10 protein-coding genes are annotated in these 15,410 nt (G+C 61.7%); 5 read left to right on the top strand and 5 right to left on the bottom strand.

What is annotated here, in order from left to right:
- Positions 1 to 123: 123 nt before the first annotated feature.
- Positions 124 to 1,062 carry a DUF2510 domain-containing protein gene (locus BUR99_RS08200; protein ID WP_084183827.1) on the bottom strand — a complete coding sequence of 313 codons (939 nt, stop codon included), beginning with the start codon at positions 1,060 to 1,062 and terminating at the stop codon, positions 124 to 126.
- A 96-nt stretch (positions 1,063 to 1,158) separates the two neighbouring features.
- Positions 1,159 to 2,469 carry a hypothetical protein gene (locus BUR99_RS20415; protein WP_200802705.1) on the bottom strand — a complete coding sequence of 437 codons (1,311 nt, stop codon included), beginning with the start codon at positions 2,467 to 2,469 and terminating at the stop codon, positions 1,159 to 1,161.
- A gap of 235 nt (positions 2,470 to 2,704) precedes the next feature.
- Here BUR99_RS20415 and BUR99_RS08185 point away from each other — a divergent pair, with 235 nt between their 5' ends.
- From BUR99_RS08185 to BUR99_RS08170, 4 genes are read left to right on the top strand one after another with little or no spacing between them, the layout of a single operon-like run.
- Entirely contained in the window at positions 2,705 to 4,204 is a 1,500-nt protein-coding gene (locus BUR99_RS08185; RefSeq protein WP_084183826.1) for an ATP-binding protein, read from the top strand.
- Between the two features lie 2 nt (positions 4,205 to 4,206).
- Entirely contained in the window at positions 4,207 to 6,942 is a 2,736-nt protein-coding gene (locus BUR99_RS08180; protein WP_074259869.1) for a Z1 domain-containing protein, read from the top strand.
- The gene (locus tag BUR99_RS08175; RefSeq protein ID WP_159440965.1) at positions 6,935 to 7,924 is read left to right on the top strand and encodes a PD-(D/E)XK motif protein; all 990 of its coding nucleotides are present in this window, start codon (positions 6,935 to 6,937) and stop codon (positions 7,922 to 7,924) included. The genes BUR99_RS08180 and BUR99_RS08175 overlap by 8 nt, the downstream gene beginning before the upstream one ends.
- Positions 7,921 to 10,002, top strand: a complete 2,082-nt coding sequence (locus tag BUR99_RS08170; RefSeq protein WP_074259867.1) for an AIPR family protein — start codon at positions 7,921 to 7,923, stop codon at positions 10,000 to 10,002. Before BUR99_RS08175 ends, BUR99_RS08170 begins: the two co-directional genes overlap by 4 nt.
- On the opposite strand, the gene BUR99_RS08165 is transcribed toward BUR99_RS08170, so the two are convergent.
- Positions 9,989 to 11,632, bottom strand: a complete 1,644-nt coding sequence (locus tag BUR99_RS08165) for a DNA cytosine methyltransferase (protein WP_074259866.1) — start codon at positions 11,630 to 11,632, stop codon at positions 9,989 to 9,991. The genes BUR99_RS08170 and BUR99_RS08165 overlap by 14 nt on opposite strands.
- 233 nt (positions 11,633 to 11,865) lie before the next feature.
- On the opposite strand from BUR99_RS08165, the gene BUR99_RS08160 reads away from it, so the two are divergent.
- Positions 11,866 to 12,300, top strand: coding sequence for a very short patch repair endonuclease (locus BUR99_RS08160; protein ID WP_074259865.1), 435 nt, complete (start codon positions 11,866 to 11,868; stop codon positions 12,298 to 12,300).
- Between the two features lie 335 nt (positions 12,301 to 12,635).
- On the opposite strand, the gene BUR99_RS08155 is transcribed toward BUR99_RS08160, so the two are convergent.
- Both BUR99_RS08155 and BUR99_RS08150 read right to left on the bottom strand, forming a co-directional pair.
- Positions 12,636 to 13,985 carry a hypothetical protein gene (locus tag BUR99_RS08155; RefSeq protein ID WP_143231542.1) on the bottom strand — a complete coding sequence of 450 codons (1,350 nt, stop codon included), beginning with the start codon at positions 13,983 to 13,985 and terminating at the stop codon, positions 12,636 to 12,638.
- Positions 13,986 to 14,042: 57 nt separating this feature from the next.
- The gene (locus BUR99_RS08150; RefSeq protein ID WP_074259863.1) at positions 14,043 to 15,395 is read right to left on the bottom strand and encodes a coiled-coil domain-containing protein; all 1,353 of its coding nucleotides are present in this window, start codon (positions 15,393 to 15,395) and stop codon (positions 14,043 to 14,045) included.
- Positions 15,396 to 15,410: the final 15 nt, after the last annotated feature.

Below are 15,410 nucleotides of genomic sequence, written 5' to 3'. Positions count from 1 at the left end.
TCCGTGCGGATACGCAGGCGTCAGCTCGCCTTAGCTCGCCTCAGCTCAGTAGCCGCCGACACCCCGACCACGACCACGACGGCACCACCCGCGTCTGGTGAGTGCCGTCGCCGTCGTTCGCACCTACTTGACTGCGACGAAGACCTCGTCGGCCAGCATGCCCGGGGACACTCGGATCACGCCGTCACCGGCTGCGGGGATCTCGAAGACGATGTTTCCGGTCGTCGATCCACCGTTGTAGAGCTCGCCGGAATCCAGGATCGGCTCCGGTCCGATCACGAAGCTGTCCCACGTCGAGATCACTTCGCCGCCAGCGGTGACGTAGTCGAGTCCGACCATCGCGGCGTAGCTGGAGTCGGGGCCGGTGTAGGTGACGGTCACGTTCGCGACGGCGTAGACGTTGCCGTCGGCGGGCGCATCGTTGAACTCGTTCGCGGCCGCCACGGTGTCGGTCGCGTTGAGCGTGATGCTGTTGACCACGACGTCCCACTCATCGCCGCTGATCACGCTGCCCAAGGGCACGGGGTTCTCGCGAGAGCCCGCTTCGGCGCCGGGTTCCGCTTCGGCGTCGGGCGCGGTCTCGGCACCGTCATCGCTCGGCTGCGTGACGGTCGAGTCCGTTCCTCCAAATGCGTCGGAGAATGAGTTCGCCGCCGTCGTGAAGAACACGACGAAGCCGACGATCGTTCCGACGACCGCCACGATGAGCGCCGCGATCGCGAGACCCTTCGAACCTTTCAGGAAGAGCGCCACGATCGACAGGATGAATCCGATCGGCAGGGCGATCCAGCCGATGATGAATGCGCCTGGCACCATCGCGAAGATGAACCCGATGCCCGCCACGATCAGGGCGACGAGGCCGAGCACGTTGAGCGGCTTCTTGCCGGTCGACTCTGTCGCGATCGCCGGCTTCTCAGCGGTCGCGACCGCCGGGCTCGTGAGCGTCGAGGTTTGAGCGGAAGCGGGTGCCGTGTGGTTCGTCCACTGCTGCCCGTCCCAGTACCGCTGTCCCCCATTGCCATCGTCGTACCAGCCGGCAGGTGCATTCGTCGGATTCGTCATGAATTCGAGCCTGACAGAGCAGGGAACGCCGACTGTGTGTTTCCTGTACCCCAAAAGGGGGCACGCGCGCCTCGCCCAGTGTGCGGGATCGTCGGCTCAGTTGCCCCCGCCGCCGTCGCCGCCACCGAAGCCGCCGTCGAAGCCGCCTCCGCCATCGAAGCCACCGCCTCCGCCGTCGAACCCGCCGCCCCCGCCGTCGCCGTATCCGCCGCCTCCTCCATCGCCGAACGTGCCGTCTCCGCCGGCGAGGTACCCGCCGCCCCAGCCCTTGGTGTCGGCGATCATGGGCACGCCGAACCGGGAGTCCTCAGTGCGCTGCAGCCGCCCGCCGCCCACGCCGATCGGTTGCACGAGTTCGGCGGCGACGATCGCGAGGCACGACGCGAGTCGGTCGACCGAAAGCGGCGCCGTCGAGTGATACCAGGTGGGCGGGGTGCCCGACGTCGCCGCGACCTCCGCGAAGCTGCGCACCACGGATGTCTCGCCGAACAGCACCGCCCACGGCAGCAGCTTCTCCCCTTCGGCGACGGACGGGACATCCGCCCCCTCGATCGCCGCCCGCAGTTCGTTCGCCCGCGCTCGCAACTGCATGCCGGCCGCGTTCAGCGGAATCGCCCGCGGCAGGAACACGCGCACCGCGACCGCCGCCGCGCCGATCACGATCGCGCTCCAGGCGACCGACCTCGAGGGCGCATCGGGCAGGGTGAGGCTGATGGCTCCGAGCACCACACCGGCGAGGCCTGCATACGTCGTCACCCTGAATCGCATGCCGGGGCGCTTCTCGCGATACCAGACCGCGGCGTCGCGGAACCCGTCGCGCGTGACCGCGAGCAGTTGCCCGTTGTTCTTCACGACCCGGTCGACATCGACGCTCGTGCCGCGCGCGAGCGTGCGCGATCCGCCCACGAGACCGGGCGCGAGCATGGCGATCACCGTGCCGTCGGCACCCTCGTTCTCGACATCGGTGCGAGCCGCCAGCGGGTAGTCGCCGTCGAACACCAGGCGGATGTCCTTCGCCCGCCGCTGCTCCCCTTCGGGCAGGTCGGCGGCTTCACGGATGTCACGGCGATCCTCGATCGCAATGACCCCGTTGACGGCGAGCAGCACGACCGTCGCGGGCAGCCACCGCGTCGCGGCCTCCCCCGAGACGAACCCGACCGGCAGGATGCCGGCGGTCTCAGCGTCGACGATGGCCAGCGCGTCGCCCGGCGGGGGCGGCCGCAGCCACGCGACGACGAGCGTGCCGACGCAGACCGCGGCGGTCAGCGATGCGACGAGCGCGATGATCGGCAGAATGGCCGTGCTGAGGCTGCTGCCCGGCGTTGCCGCGAGCAGCTCTGTGTCGGCGCCGGCATCGGCCAGGTCGACGATGACCTGGTGCAGTGCCGGGACGAAGAATCGCCCCATGGGGGTGAGATTACTCCTGCTGCGGGCGTTCGGGGCAGGGCCCGACCGCAGACAAGTCGGAATTCTCTCAGCAGCGTGCTCTCCCGACATCGCCGCGTCTCTGCACGTTGAGACGATCGGAGCAATGCTGCCGTGGGATGCTGAGATCGCCACGCGAACAGGAAACGTGTACGGACGGCTCTGAGGTTCAGAGGTTCAGAGGTTCAGTCCCGCGATGTTCGCTGACTGAATTCCAATGGAGGAGCTTGAGTTGCATACCGAATCACTGCCACCGGATGCGCACCTCTTTAATTCCATGCGTGCAGTCGGGTATTCACTTCCAACCGCCATCGCCGACATCGTCGACAATTCGGTCTCAGCACGAGCCGCGCGCATCGACATCACGTTCAACGGCGAAGTTCCTGTCCCATTTGTGTCCGTCCTCGACAACGGTCAAGGTATGAGCGCTGCTGCCGCTCGGGACGCGATGCAATTGGCCGGCATGAGCTCGACAGCCTTCCGTCGCCCCGGAGACCTCGGGCGCTTTGGACTCGGTCTTAAGACAGCATCTCTCTCGCAATGCAAATGCCTCACGGTCGTGACAAAGCAAGGAAGCGACATCGTCGCCCTGCGCTGGGACCTGGACCACATTGCCAAAGTCCGTGCTTGGGAGCTCATCGTGCTCGACGACAACGAAGTCGCAGAGGTTCCGGGATCGGAGCACCTGGTTGCTCTGGAGTCCGGCACGCTCGTGGTGTGGCAGGTCCTCGACCGGCTATACGAGCAAGCGAGCCATTTCCCGAGTTTTCTCGACAAGCAGATGATCGATGTCGCGAACCACCTGGAGTTGGTGTTTCACCGCTTCCTCAGTGGCGATGGCTTGAGGAAGACCAAGATCGCAATCAACAGCGTGGAATTGGAGCCCGCTGACCCATTCCTTTCGAAGTCACCACGCACACAGCGATCAACCGTCGAGACGATCAACCTCGAAGGCGCAGATGTCGTGGTGCAGGCATACACTCTTCCGATCATCGCCAAGATGTCGTCCCGGGAGTTGAAGCTTGCGCAAGTCCCGGGATCTCTACGCGACTCGCAGGGGTTCTACGTTTACCGAGAGGGCCGTTTGGTTATCTGGGGAACTTGGTTTCGATTGATGCCTCGAGCCGACATGACCAAATTGACACGAGTGAGGGTTGAGATCCCGAACACTTTGGACCATCTGTGGAGTCTCGACATCAAGAAGTCGTCTGCGGTGCCGCCGGAGATTGTCAGACAGCGATTGCGGACTCTCGCCGGGACGTTGGCGAAGCCCAGCGAACGAGCTCAAGTCTTCCGTGGTCGCAAGTTCGCAATTGACGAAGAGATCATCCGCCCGTGGGAAGTCATACAGGAGCGGGATGCTGTCAGCTACGCACTGAACCGTGAGCACCCAGTTCTCAAGGCGCTAAGCGACGGGCTCGACAAGGCTGGTTTCGCGCAGCTCGAAGATGCCCTTCGCATGTTTGAAGCAACACTCCCACTCCACGACATCTACAACCGAATGTCAACGGACATGAAGATCGAAAACGAGAACGAGATTGCCAAAATGTCGACTCGGTGGCGTGACGCCCTGCATCATCTCTGGTCGCTGTCGGAAGAGTACGAGCCTCCGACCGAATTCGTTGATCGCATGCTCATGGTCGAGCCGTTCACTGCTTTGCGGGCCGAACGCGACAAACTCGTGGAATCGTTCACTTCTACGAAAGCAGGGACTTAACGATGTCGAACGTCGAGAATGAACGCGCGCAGATCACCAGCATGCTTCTCGCGTGGGCAGCGAAGCGGGATGGTGTTCCAAGCGAAAACGATCTCGCGTCAGCCCTGATGGGGCTGGCTCCCTTGTTTGGCCCAAACCTGAGTGACCAAGACATACAAGACATCATGGACGAAATCGCAAGAGTCTTCGCGATTGATATGGATCTTGGGGTTCTGATCGAGGCGAAGGGTCATCAACCGTGGTTGCTCGCACGTCAGGACTCAATCGACTGGCAACTGTGGAACGCCTACTCGCAGTTTCTGCTCAACGATGGCCGATCTCCCGTGGTCTTGGACAAGCTGAACTCCTCGCTCGACCGTATTCTCGACCACCTTGGTGATCCATTTGATTCCGGTCCGTGGAAACGCCGCGGCTTGGTAATCGGCGATGTCCAGTCCGGCAAGACAGGCACGTATATCGGTCTCATGGACAAAGCGGCCGACGCAGGTTATCGAATCTTCGTAGTGCTAACCGGCAACACCGAGTCGTTGCGTCAACAAACTCAAGGCCGTATTGACGAGGGTGTGTTGGGGCAGGACACAAAGCCGTTGATCAAGGGAAAGGCCCACATCGCCAACAAGCCAACCGCCATTGGTGTGGGCCTGCTCGCAGACCTTAAGAACTCAGTTGCATCGATGACCACGATGACCACCGACTTTCGAAAGACCGGCTTGGAAGCGATGGCGTTTCGCCCCGGTCAAGACACGCTCATGGTCTTCATCACAAAGAAGAACAAAACGGTGCTGGACAATATCGGTGAATGGCTAGGCCGACAGGCGAACGTTGACGGGAAGATTCAGGTCCCGCTTCTCCTCCTCGACGATGAGGCTGACTTCGCCTCGATCAACACAAAAAGGGACGATGAGGATCCAACCGCAATCAACGCGGCGATACGAAGGATCCTTAGTCAGTTTGCGCGAAGCTCGTACGTGGGATTCACCGCGACCCCCTTCGCGAATATCTTCATCAACGATGAGATCGAGGAAGATCTCTTCCCGAGGGATTTCATTTACGGATTGGATTCGCCCAGCAACTATGTGGGCCCGTCGTCCTTGTTCAGTAGCACATCGGTCGACGCAGGTGACAAGACCCTGTGCATCCTTGACGACGCTGAGGCAATCTTCCCCCTGGGGCACAAGAACTCGCTCGAAGTATCGGCCATACCGGAGAGCCTGAAGCGAGCAATCAGGGTCTTCCTTTTGGCAAACGCAATCCGTGACATTTCAGGTCACTCCAAGGCACCCCGTTCGATGCTCGTTAATGTCTCTCGCTTCAACCTGGTCCAGGCGCAGATTGGTCGTTTGGTCGAAGACGAGCTCGCCCGCTACCGCAACACCATCCGACTCCACGGCCGAATGTACGCGACGGGCGTTCCCAACCGCGACCTTGATCTGCTGCGCGAGACGTACGAGCTCGAGTATGTGGGAGAAGCCGGGACTACGTGGGACGACGTGTTGAGGCAGCTCCCCGTATCTGTCGCCGAAATTGGGGTCAGAGTCATGAACTCGAAACGTGACAAGGAGCTTGAAGCCCGCATGCTGCGCGCGGAAAACCCTCCGCGCACCATAGCGATCGGGGGTGATCTTCTGAGCCGAGGTCTCACACTGGAGGGACTGATGACGAGCTATTTCTATCGCAAGGTTGCTGCATCCGACACGCTGATGCAAATGGGGCGTTGGTTCGGATACCGCGACAACTACTCGAGTCTGACGCGAATTTGGATTACAGCCGAAATGGTGGCTGACTATGCCTCAACAGCTGATTCCCTAGAAGAGCTTCGGCTCGAACTCCTCCGAATGAGCGATCAGGGCCTTACTCCCAGACAATACGGGTTGGCGGTGAAGAACCATCCGAGTGCGCTCCTGATCACGGCACGAAACAAGATGCGTACCGCCGTGATCGGAAAGAAGTCGATATCGCTGCGTGGTAGAGCAATAGAGACACCGAAAATCTCGGCGTCGGACGCCGACATCAGGGCAAATTACAACGCTCTGTCCGACTTGGTGAGCGAGCTTCGCTCCAGGCATGCAGGTACCGAAGAGCGCGCACCGAAAGCGAATCGAGTGATCTGGAGGGGTGTTAACAAGGCAGTCGTCGCGAAGATGCTGAGCGCATACGAGGCGCCCGTGACCGTCCCATTGTTTGCCAAGAGCTCGATTTCAGATTTTGTAGCAGGAGCAGAGGCCGAAGACCTTCAAACGTGGGATGTTGCTTTGATCGGAGGTTCAGGCAGACCGGCGCAAATCTCGAACCTAGACATCAACTGCGCACGAAGGAAGCTAGAGCGTGGGCTTGGGAGCTACCTCGTTTCAGGTCGGCGCCAACGTGTCGCGGGCACCGGCGACGTCGCGGTTACGCAGTCCGAAGCACGACGCGCGTTGGCTACTGAGAGCTTCCTACGAGCGAGTTCCAATAAGGGTAGAACTGTTCCCGATAGGGAATACATCCCATACTTGGAGCGTCCCCTTTTGCTGCTCTATCCGATCCATGGCTCCTTCGATGACGGTGACGACCAAGCCCTTCCAGATATCCCTCTAGTCGGCTTGGTAGTTGCAATCCCGGAGCGGATCGGCCCCGATGGGCTAAGACCGCCAAGCGAAGATCGCTCGGCCGATGTCACCTACATGCTGAACACACCGGCGCAACGGCTGTTGCTCGAGGACTTCGACGATCTCGATGAAGGTGAGTTCGGTGTCTGAGGCAGTGATTGAGGCTTGGAAACAAATCCTGGCCTCAGCCGAAGCGGGTCAGAGGCTCCTGCCGGGCAACTCACTCCACCTGTATTTTGGCGCCGACCATACATCTCGCCCGGTGTTCTTTCTTGTCACCGAGTTGTCATCAAGAGCCCCTAAGCTCGCCGAGCTTGTGCAAGTCGAGCACGGTCGTCGCCCGGATGGGAAATGGACGGTAGTGCTGACCCTAAAGGACACCGAGTTCTTGGAGACGTTCATGGGCATGTGCCTTGAGCTAGCTCGTCGAACGTCCACGGCCGAAAACGAAGCCGACGGTCTTGCCATTTTCGATGAGACCATCAAGCAGTGGCGGCGGCTCTTAACCTACAAGGGTGCGCGTCGGCTTACCGAGCAAGAAGCTCAAGGCCTAGCCGCAGAGCTCTGGTTTCTACTTGAGCTGTCAGCGTCAGTTGAGAGTCCTAGCATTGCGGTGGACGCATGGAAGGGGCCCCTTGGAGCTCCGCACGACTTCCGGGTGTCCAGCGCCCAAATGTTCGAGGTCAAGGCGATTCGGGGCGGGGCAGCTTCTGTTCACATCTCGTCGCTTGAACAGCTCGAGACTGAATCTGATGAGCAGTTGGAGCTTGTGCTCGTGACTATCAACGACAGTTCCGACATGCAAGCTCGCAGTACCCTCAGTCTGATTCAGTTAGTAGCGGCGATTCGAAAGCGCTTGAACGGCGACGAGATAGCTCTCGATAGTTTTGAGACGAAACTTGCTCTGATTCAATTCGACCCAACGGATCAGTACTATGCCAGCCGCGGCTTTGAGGTCGTTCGAAGCCGTCATTTCGCAGTGCGCGATGATTTCCCACGCATTCGCAAAGACTCAGCGCCGCTCGGCGTGGTTCGAGCCAGGTATCAACTCGAGATAGCCGCACTTAACGCGTTCTTTGTGCCTAACGGCCTCAGCGACCAAGCTGCACACGGCATGAGAGGACCGGCATGATTCGCAGCGCGACCGACTTTCACCAAGATCTGCTCAACTCAATCAGAACGGCCGCCGCGGTTGAAAGAACCTTCACTGGCGAAGCCTTCGTCGATGAGGCCGGTCGCCGCCTAACAGAAGCCGAAGAAGTCGATTCATTGATTCAAGGTCATTTCGAGGGGACCGGGCTGAGGAACAGGCGAATCGGGTTCGACGGCTTCGATTTCGGCGACGAAGATGGTCATGTTGTTCTTGCGGTCTCGCGATTCACGAACAATGACGAGCTTCAGACTCTTACCGAGAGCGACGCGAAACGACTATTCACACAAACTCTCGGATTCGTCGAGGCGGTGCTCAAGGGCAAGCTGACGGAGACCTTGGAAGAGACTTCGATCGGCTATCAGGTTGCGGCGCAACTGATGGAACAGCGTCATCGAACTTTCAAGATCCGCATTTATCTCATAACCAACGCAAAACTCAGTACTCGCGTCAAGAGTTTCCCGAGCGAAGAGCTTGAGGGTATGACGATCGAGTTTCATCCATGGGACATCAACAGGTTCCAGAAGGTCGAAGAATCAAGGCTCGGTCGTGAAGAGATCGACATCGATCTTCGAGAATGGGCGGCGGATGGAATCCCCTGCCTGAAGGCGGCCATCACGTCGGCAAGCGTTGAAACCTACTTGGCGGCCCTTCCAGGTGACGTGCTCGCGGGAGTTTATCGAAAGTACGGCGCGCGGGTCCTTGAATCAAACGTGCGGTCATTCTTGAGCGTTCGAGGCAACGTGAACAAGGGAATCCGAGGGACAATTCTGCAACAGCCAGAGATGTTCTTGAGCTTCAACAACGGAATAACCGCCACTGCAACAGAGGTGAAGACTGAAATACGGCGAGGAGAAACTCGACTCATCGGAATCAGGGACCTCCAGATTGTGAATGGCGGACAGACCACTGCTTCGATCTTCTACGCGTCTCGTGAGGACAACGAGGTCGATCTCGCAGAAGTATTCGTTCAAACCAAGCTGATCGTCGTTTCGGAGGAGCAAGAAGCGGATATAGTCCCGAAGATCAGCCGATTCGCCAACACGCAGAACCGGATTAGTGACGCAGACTTCTTTTCCAACCACAAGTTCCATCAACGGATGGAGGAGAAGTCGCGGCGAATTCTTGCACCGCCGCAACCCGGTTCACACTTCCAGACGAAGTGGTTCTATGAGAGAACTCGAGGCCAGTATCTGACTGAGAAGTCACGGCTGTCTCCTAGCATGTCGCGCCAATTCGAGGTGGAGTACCCTCGCTCCCAGCTCATCACGAAGACCGACGCAGCCCGATACTTGGTCTCGTGGAGTCAGTTGCCGCATGTCGTCAGCAGCGGGGCGCAGAAGAACTTCATCCAATTCGCTCGAGAGATAGATGCGGAATGGACTAGGAACGACGAGCAATTCGGCGACGAGTACTTCCGTAGTTTGGTCGCTAAGGGCATCCTCTTCAACGGCGTGCGTGGCCGTGTCCTCCGGACCGATTGGTATCGGTCCTCGCCCGGATACTTGGCCAACATTGTCGCCTACACAATCGCAAAGCTGACACAGATCGCTCAGACCGAATACGGTGATTCGAGTTTTGATCTAGACGCAATTTGGGCTGCCCAACGAGTGACGAACGAGCTTTGGGCAGCGATCGAACCGATCGCGCTCGCCGTTCGTCTCGTGCTAACAGCCGAGGACCGCCCCGTAACCAACGTTACGGAGTGGGCAAAACGAGAGAAAGCATGGGAGCAAACGAAGCTCCTAAATGTCAAGGAAGCTAAACTCGCTGACTTCGTGATCGCCGCATCTGCGAGCGATGGCGGGCACCGCGCTGCAAAGAAGGAGCAGCGCCTTCTCAACGGCATTGAGGCCCAGATAGTTGTAAATGATCGGGGCTCGAGGTATTGGAGCGAGCTTCGTGACTTCGCCCGCCGGCTTCGAGCTGTCTCCCCTAAGGAACTGGGGATACTTAGCGTTGCCGTCGGGGAAACGGGGCGCATCGTGACCGAGGCGCAGGCTATGGTCTTGGTCGCTTTGGAGGCAAGGATGACGGACGCTGGCTTCAAGCCTCGGTAACCAAAGAACTTGTCGCGTCAGTACGAGGTTCAGTCGAGAGCGGCCACGGTGCTACGGCGGCAGGACCAAGCAGTTGGCTGCCTTCGTAAACCGACCCCACCGTCCCGGCCTGCAGTTGGTCGGCGGGTTGCCTTCCCTCACCGAGGCCAAGCATCAACGCCACCTTTTCCGCGATTTGCCGCGCGAGAAGTGGTGGCACTGCATTCCCGACTTGCGAGTACTGCTGGGTCCGGCTGCCCTTGAAGAAGTAGTTGTCCGGAAAGCTCTGCAGGCGCGCTGCTTCTCTCACGGTCAGGCTTCGCATCTGCTCCGGATCCGGATGGATGTAGTAGTGACCATCTTTTGCGATGTGGGATACCACCGTCGTTGCCGGTGTCTCCCACAGTTGGACCCGGAAGCGATCGAGAAACGGGGTGTCCTCCTTGCCGACATTCTCATGGGCTGGTTGAAGGGTCTCGGGCAAGTCCAACAGAGTCGGGTTCCGCTTTAGCTCCATCGCCCGATATGCGAGATACCCATAGCGCTCGAGATCCTTTTCCATGTGACGACGCGCTTCATGGAGTGTCACCCCTGCAATGGCCGGGTCCAGAATCCACTTCTCGTACTCGGTCGGGTCATGCGGCGCAATGTAGCTCCGAAGAAAGGGAGCCCCCGTCGTGAGCACCTGACGCCTATTTGCTATCCGTAGTGCCACGCCGCTCTCTTTGACGCGATCACGCATCCGCCGGCGGACACCCCGCCAGTAGTCCCAGCTGTTGTCCCGCACCGGTGCAATTCCAGAGCGAATCTTCGGCAGCCCCTCGATCGCATCTCGAACGCTGACGCTTTCGCGGGCGGTTAGCGTCGCGGTGGGTGAGCGGTCGGCGAGATCCTTTCGCACTCCCACGAGTATGACGCGATGCCGGCGTTGCGGAATACCGTAGTTCTCCGCCCTAATGACGAAGTCCTGCGGTCGAAGACTCCCAGACTGGTTGTCCACGACCATCGACCGTATCTCGTACTCGAGCCCCCCCTTTAGACGCGTGAGGTCCTCAAGGATCAGCTCGAACACTTTGCTTCCCGCGTTCGTGGAGGACAGCAGGCCCTTGACGTTCTCCATCACGAAGATCGAAGGTGCGAACTCACCGATGATCCTCAGGTACTCCCTATAAAGGAAGTGCTTCTTGTCCTTTTCGAAGTCCTTGTCCTTCGTGCGTCGCGAACGACCGACTAGCGAGTACGCCTGACACGGAGGGCCACCGATCAGTACCCAATCATCCTTCTCGTCCTTCAGCGCGTCAGCTAGAGCGCTACGGATGAGCGAGTCGGTGAGACTCTGCGTTTCGGGACCCAGCTCGATCTGGTGGACTTCTGCGCTTACTTCTTCAAGCAGAGCTGCAATTTCTGGAATGGATGAGAATTGCGCCCAAGTCTTCGAGCCCCGAATGTACTCGTAGTAGCTCTGAGGTATTTCGCCATGCCTCTTCAACCTTCGGTACACACCGCGAAGGACCAACGTTTGGTGAGCGTATTTGTCCATTTCGAATGAAGCGACAGTGTTGAATACTGGCTTTGAATTCTCCTCACCTACGCTCGAGAATCCCTCGTTGAGTCCCCCTGGGCCTGCAAACAGATCAACTACGGGGATCATCTACCACCAGCTTTGCGAAGAATCAGGACGGGGCTTTGGCCCAGGCTAACAGGTCCTGGATGCGTCACTTCTCCAGGCGATCAAATCAAACTGGATGGCGCCAAAGCGCCCAGATGAATAGCGTAGAGGAGCGGGCCGTCATCAGGTCGCACGATCCTCCTATCTCGTCCGCTCAGCCCGTCTTCTTCGTCGGAAGCGGTCGACAAATCGGTGGTCCGCGCTCGTAGTGTGGGATGGTGACCAAGACATCGTCGTGGGCATCCACTCCAGCGATAGCGCGAACCATGCGCTCGAATCGGAGTCGGGACACGAAACCTGAACTCGCGCTGAGGCGCCTCCTTCACGCGCGCGGGTTCCGCTATCGAGTCGATTACCCACCCCTCAAGGGAATCAGACGCCGTTGCGACATCGCATTCACACGACTCAAGATCGCAGTCTTTGTCGACGGCTGCTTTTGGCACGGGTGCCCGGAGCATGCGACCTACCCCAAGTCGAACGCAGAATATTGGCTCCCGAAACTCGCCCGGAACATCGAACGTGATAGGGACAGTGACGCGGTACTTAGAGCGGCTGGCTGGACGGTCATTCGGCTATGGGAGCACGAGTCGGCCGAATTGATGGCGGGTGTGGTGGTAGCAGAAATTGAACGATGCCAGAGCAAAGAGTGACCCCACCACCCGGCAGCACGATCCCCCCTTCGCGATCCGCCTGCTGACAAACCGCCGGCGGCACCGAGTGCCTACCGCCGAGCGCGTGCGCCCGGGCGACCAGAGCCGCGATGACGGCGTCGAATGAGTCATCCGATCGGATCATCTGACTCGAGGCCGAGCCACCACGCACGCTCCCGAAGGCTCGCGATGAGGCCGCCCCGCACTTCTGGGTCGACCTTGTAGTTCGGCCGGATCAACTCCCAAGGTGCGATGCGGCGGCCGAGTAGACCTCGACGGCGCGACCGGAGGCCACGCGGGATCGGCCCGATGCTGTCGAACAGCACTCGAGTCACTCAGCCGACGAGGCGTCGGTCGTCCGTGAGCGATCCGGCCCGGCCACGCGACCCGAGCGGTCGCGCATGACGCCGCGCCGCTTCGATGTCGTGCCGAGCCCGCTGCAGGCACTCGCTCGCGAGCGACGCGACCCGCCGGGCCATCGCGATCACCTGCTCTCGGCGCTCCTGATCTGTCGTGGCGATGACCGCCCCCGAGCCGCCGAGGAAGTGGCCGAGGTCGATCCGGGCGTGCTCGGACTCGGCCAGTCTCGTGTGCGCCTCGGGGCTGATCCAGCCTGGGTGGGCGGCGATGGCATCACGAGCGATGTCGAGCTGTCGGTCTGCGTCCTTGATTGCATGGGGCAGGTCATCCACCAGCGGAATCAGATCCGATGCGCGCTCGTGGGCTGACGTGATGGCGGCATCCAACACCGCGCGAGCCTCGCGCAGTCGGCTCAGGTGGGCGAACGGGTCGGTGTTGACACCGGCCGGCGGGAGGGCGGCGAGGGCTGCCTGCAGCTCGCCGATCGCATCTGCGACGCGGCGAGAGGGGGGCTCGTCGAGCGCAGCGGCAACGTCCCGACGGGACTCCTCGACGATCGCAGCCAGCGCGGACTCCGCTCGCAACGCCTCCACCTCGAAGGCCTCAACCGCATCGAGGAGGGTCACTGCTCGGCGCACCGATTCGACGGATGCCTCGAGCGCGACGCTCGCCTGCTCGCGCTGTCCGGCCGATCGCCGCCGCTCGGCCACGCGCACGCTGTGCGCGGCGAACCCGAGCAACTGGTCGGCCTCCGCAGGGTTCGCCTCGATCTGGCTCAGTGCCTCGGGGGCATAACGCGCGGCAAGTCGTTCGACGGTGTCGCCGGCGACGGGGATGCGTGGGCGCAGGCTCTCGATATCCCGGCGCACACCGGCGATGATCTCGGGGGCGCGCCGCGCCCGCCGCATCCGGTCGGCGAGCCCTGAAGTGTGCTCTTCGAGCACGTCGTCGACCCATCCGCACAGCTCCACGATGCGCAGGTAACGGGCACGCACCTCGTCAGCGGTGCCGGGGATCGCATCGTGATTGAGCCGGTTCAGACGGAACGCGTCGCTCAGGCGTCTTCGCACCGCGACGAGCGCCTCGCTCAGCGGTGTAGTGGCATCGGCCCCCAGCTCGGCCTCGGCGAAGGCGAGCTCTTCGGCGGCGATTCGAATGCGGTCGTCTGTGACGACAAGAACCTGTCCAGCCTGCTTCGCCAGATCAGCGTCGTGGACCTCGAGAAGTTGCGCAGGGCGTCTGCGCCCGATCCGGAACCCGGCCATGATCCATCGTAAGTTCGCCGCTCGGAGCGCGCTACGGCGAAAGTGAATCACGCACGCCACAACCTGGCGTGGCAGGTGCCCCGGGCGGCAACCGCCTCAGTCGAACATCCCGTCGACCTAGTCGAACATCCCGTCGAGGATGCTCCCGATCACGAGCCCGCCGAGAATCCCGCCCATCACATCCGACGACCCGCCACCGCGTCGGCCGCCGCCGCCCCAGTTGTCGCCACCCCACTGACCGCGATCCTGCGGGCGTGACGAGTCGATGTCGCGCTGCGCGAGCTGCAGCGCCTCGGCCGCGAGGTGCGCGACGCGTCGGGCCATCAGCATCGCCTGCTCGCGATGATCCTCGTCGATGACAGAAACGGTCGCCGCGGGCGTGCCGAGGAAGCGGTCGAGGTCGACCCGCACGCGCTCGGACTCGGCGAGGCGGGTGCGGGCGTCGGCGCCGATCCAGCCGCGGTGGCCGGCGATGACGTCGCGGGCGACGGCGAGCTGGCGGTCGGCGTCATCGATGGCGTGGTGCACGTGCTCGAGTGGCGGGATCGGGCGGGCAGCGCGCTCGCGGGCCGCGACGATCGCGGCATCCAAACCGGAGTTCGCGTCGCGCAACTGGCTGAGCTGGGCGAAGGGGTCGGTGTTGACGCCGGCAACGGGGAGAGCGGCGAGCGCGCCCTGCAGCGCGGCGATCGCAGCTGTGACGGCGGGCGTCTGCGGCTCCTTGAGCGCGACGGCGAGGTCGCCGCGGGAGTCCTCGATGATCGCCGAGAGCGTGGACTCGGCGCGCAGGGCCTCGACCTCGAAGGTCTCCACGGCATCGAGCAGGGTCGCGGCGCGACGCACCGACTCGGTGGATGCCTCGAGCGCGAGGTTGGCCTGCTCGCGCTGCCCGGCCTCGCGGCGGCGCTCGGCGACACCGGCGCTGTGCTCGGCGAACCCGAGCAGCTGCTCGGCCTGGGCGGGGTTGGCCTCGACTTGGGCGAGCGCCTCGGGCGCATATCGGGCGGCGAGCCGGTCGATGGTGTCGCGGGCCTGTGGGATGCGGGTGCGGAGGCGCGCGGCATCCGCTCGCACTCCGGCGATGATCTCGGGAGCCCGGCGCGCCCGCGCGATCTTGTCGGCGAGGGTCGACATGTGGTCGTCGAGCACGTCTTCGGCCCAGTCGCAGAGCTGCACGATGCGGGCGTTGCGGGTGCGCAGCTCTTCGGCGGTGTCGGGGATCTCGTCGTGGTTCAGCTGGTTCAGCCGGAATGCCTCGCCGAGGTGCTGCTTCACCGCGGCGAGCGCCGTGCTCAGCTCGGCGGTGGCGTCGTGGCCGAGCTCGGCGTCGGCGAAGGCGAGCTCGTCGGCGGTGACGCGCACGCGCTCGTCGGCGGCGACGAGAGCCGTGCCGGCCCGCTGCGCCAGAACGGCATCTTGAGCGTTGAGTTCTTGCTCTTCACGCTTGCGCTTGCCCCAGAATCCGGCCATGCCATTGATCCTATG

It is taken from the genome of Agromyces cerinus subsp. cerinus (genome assembly GCF_900142065.1).
Classification (GTDB): Bacteria; Actinomycetota; Actinomycetes; order Actinomycetales; family Microbacteriaceae; genus Agromyces; species Agromyces cerinus.
Note: the sequence above shows the minus strand (reverse complement) of the source record. Positions and strands in the feature narration are given on the sequence as shown.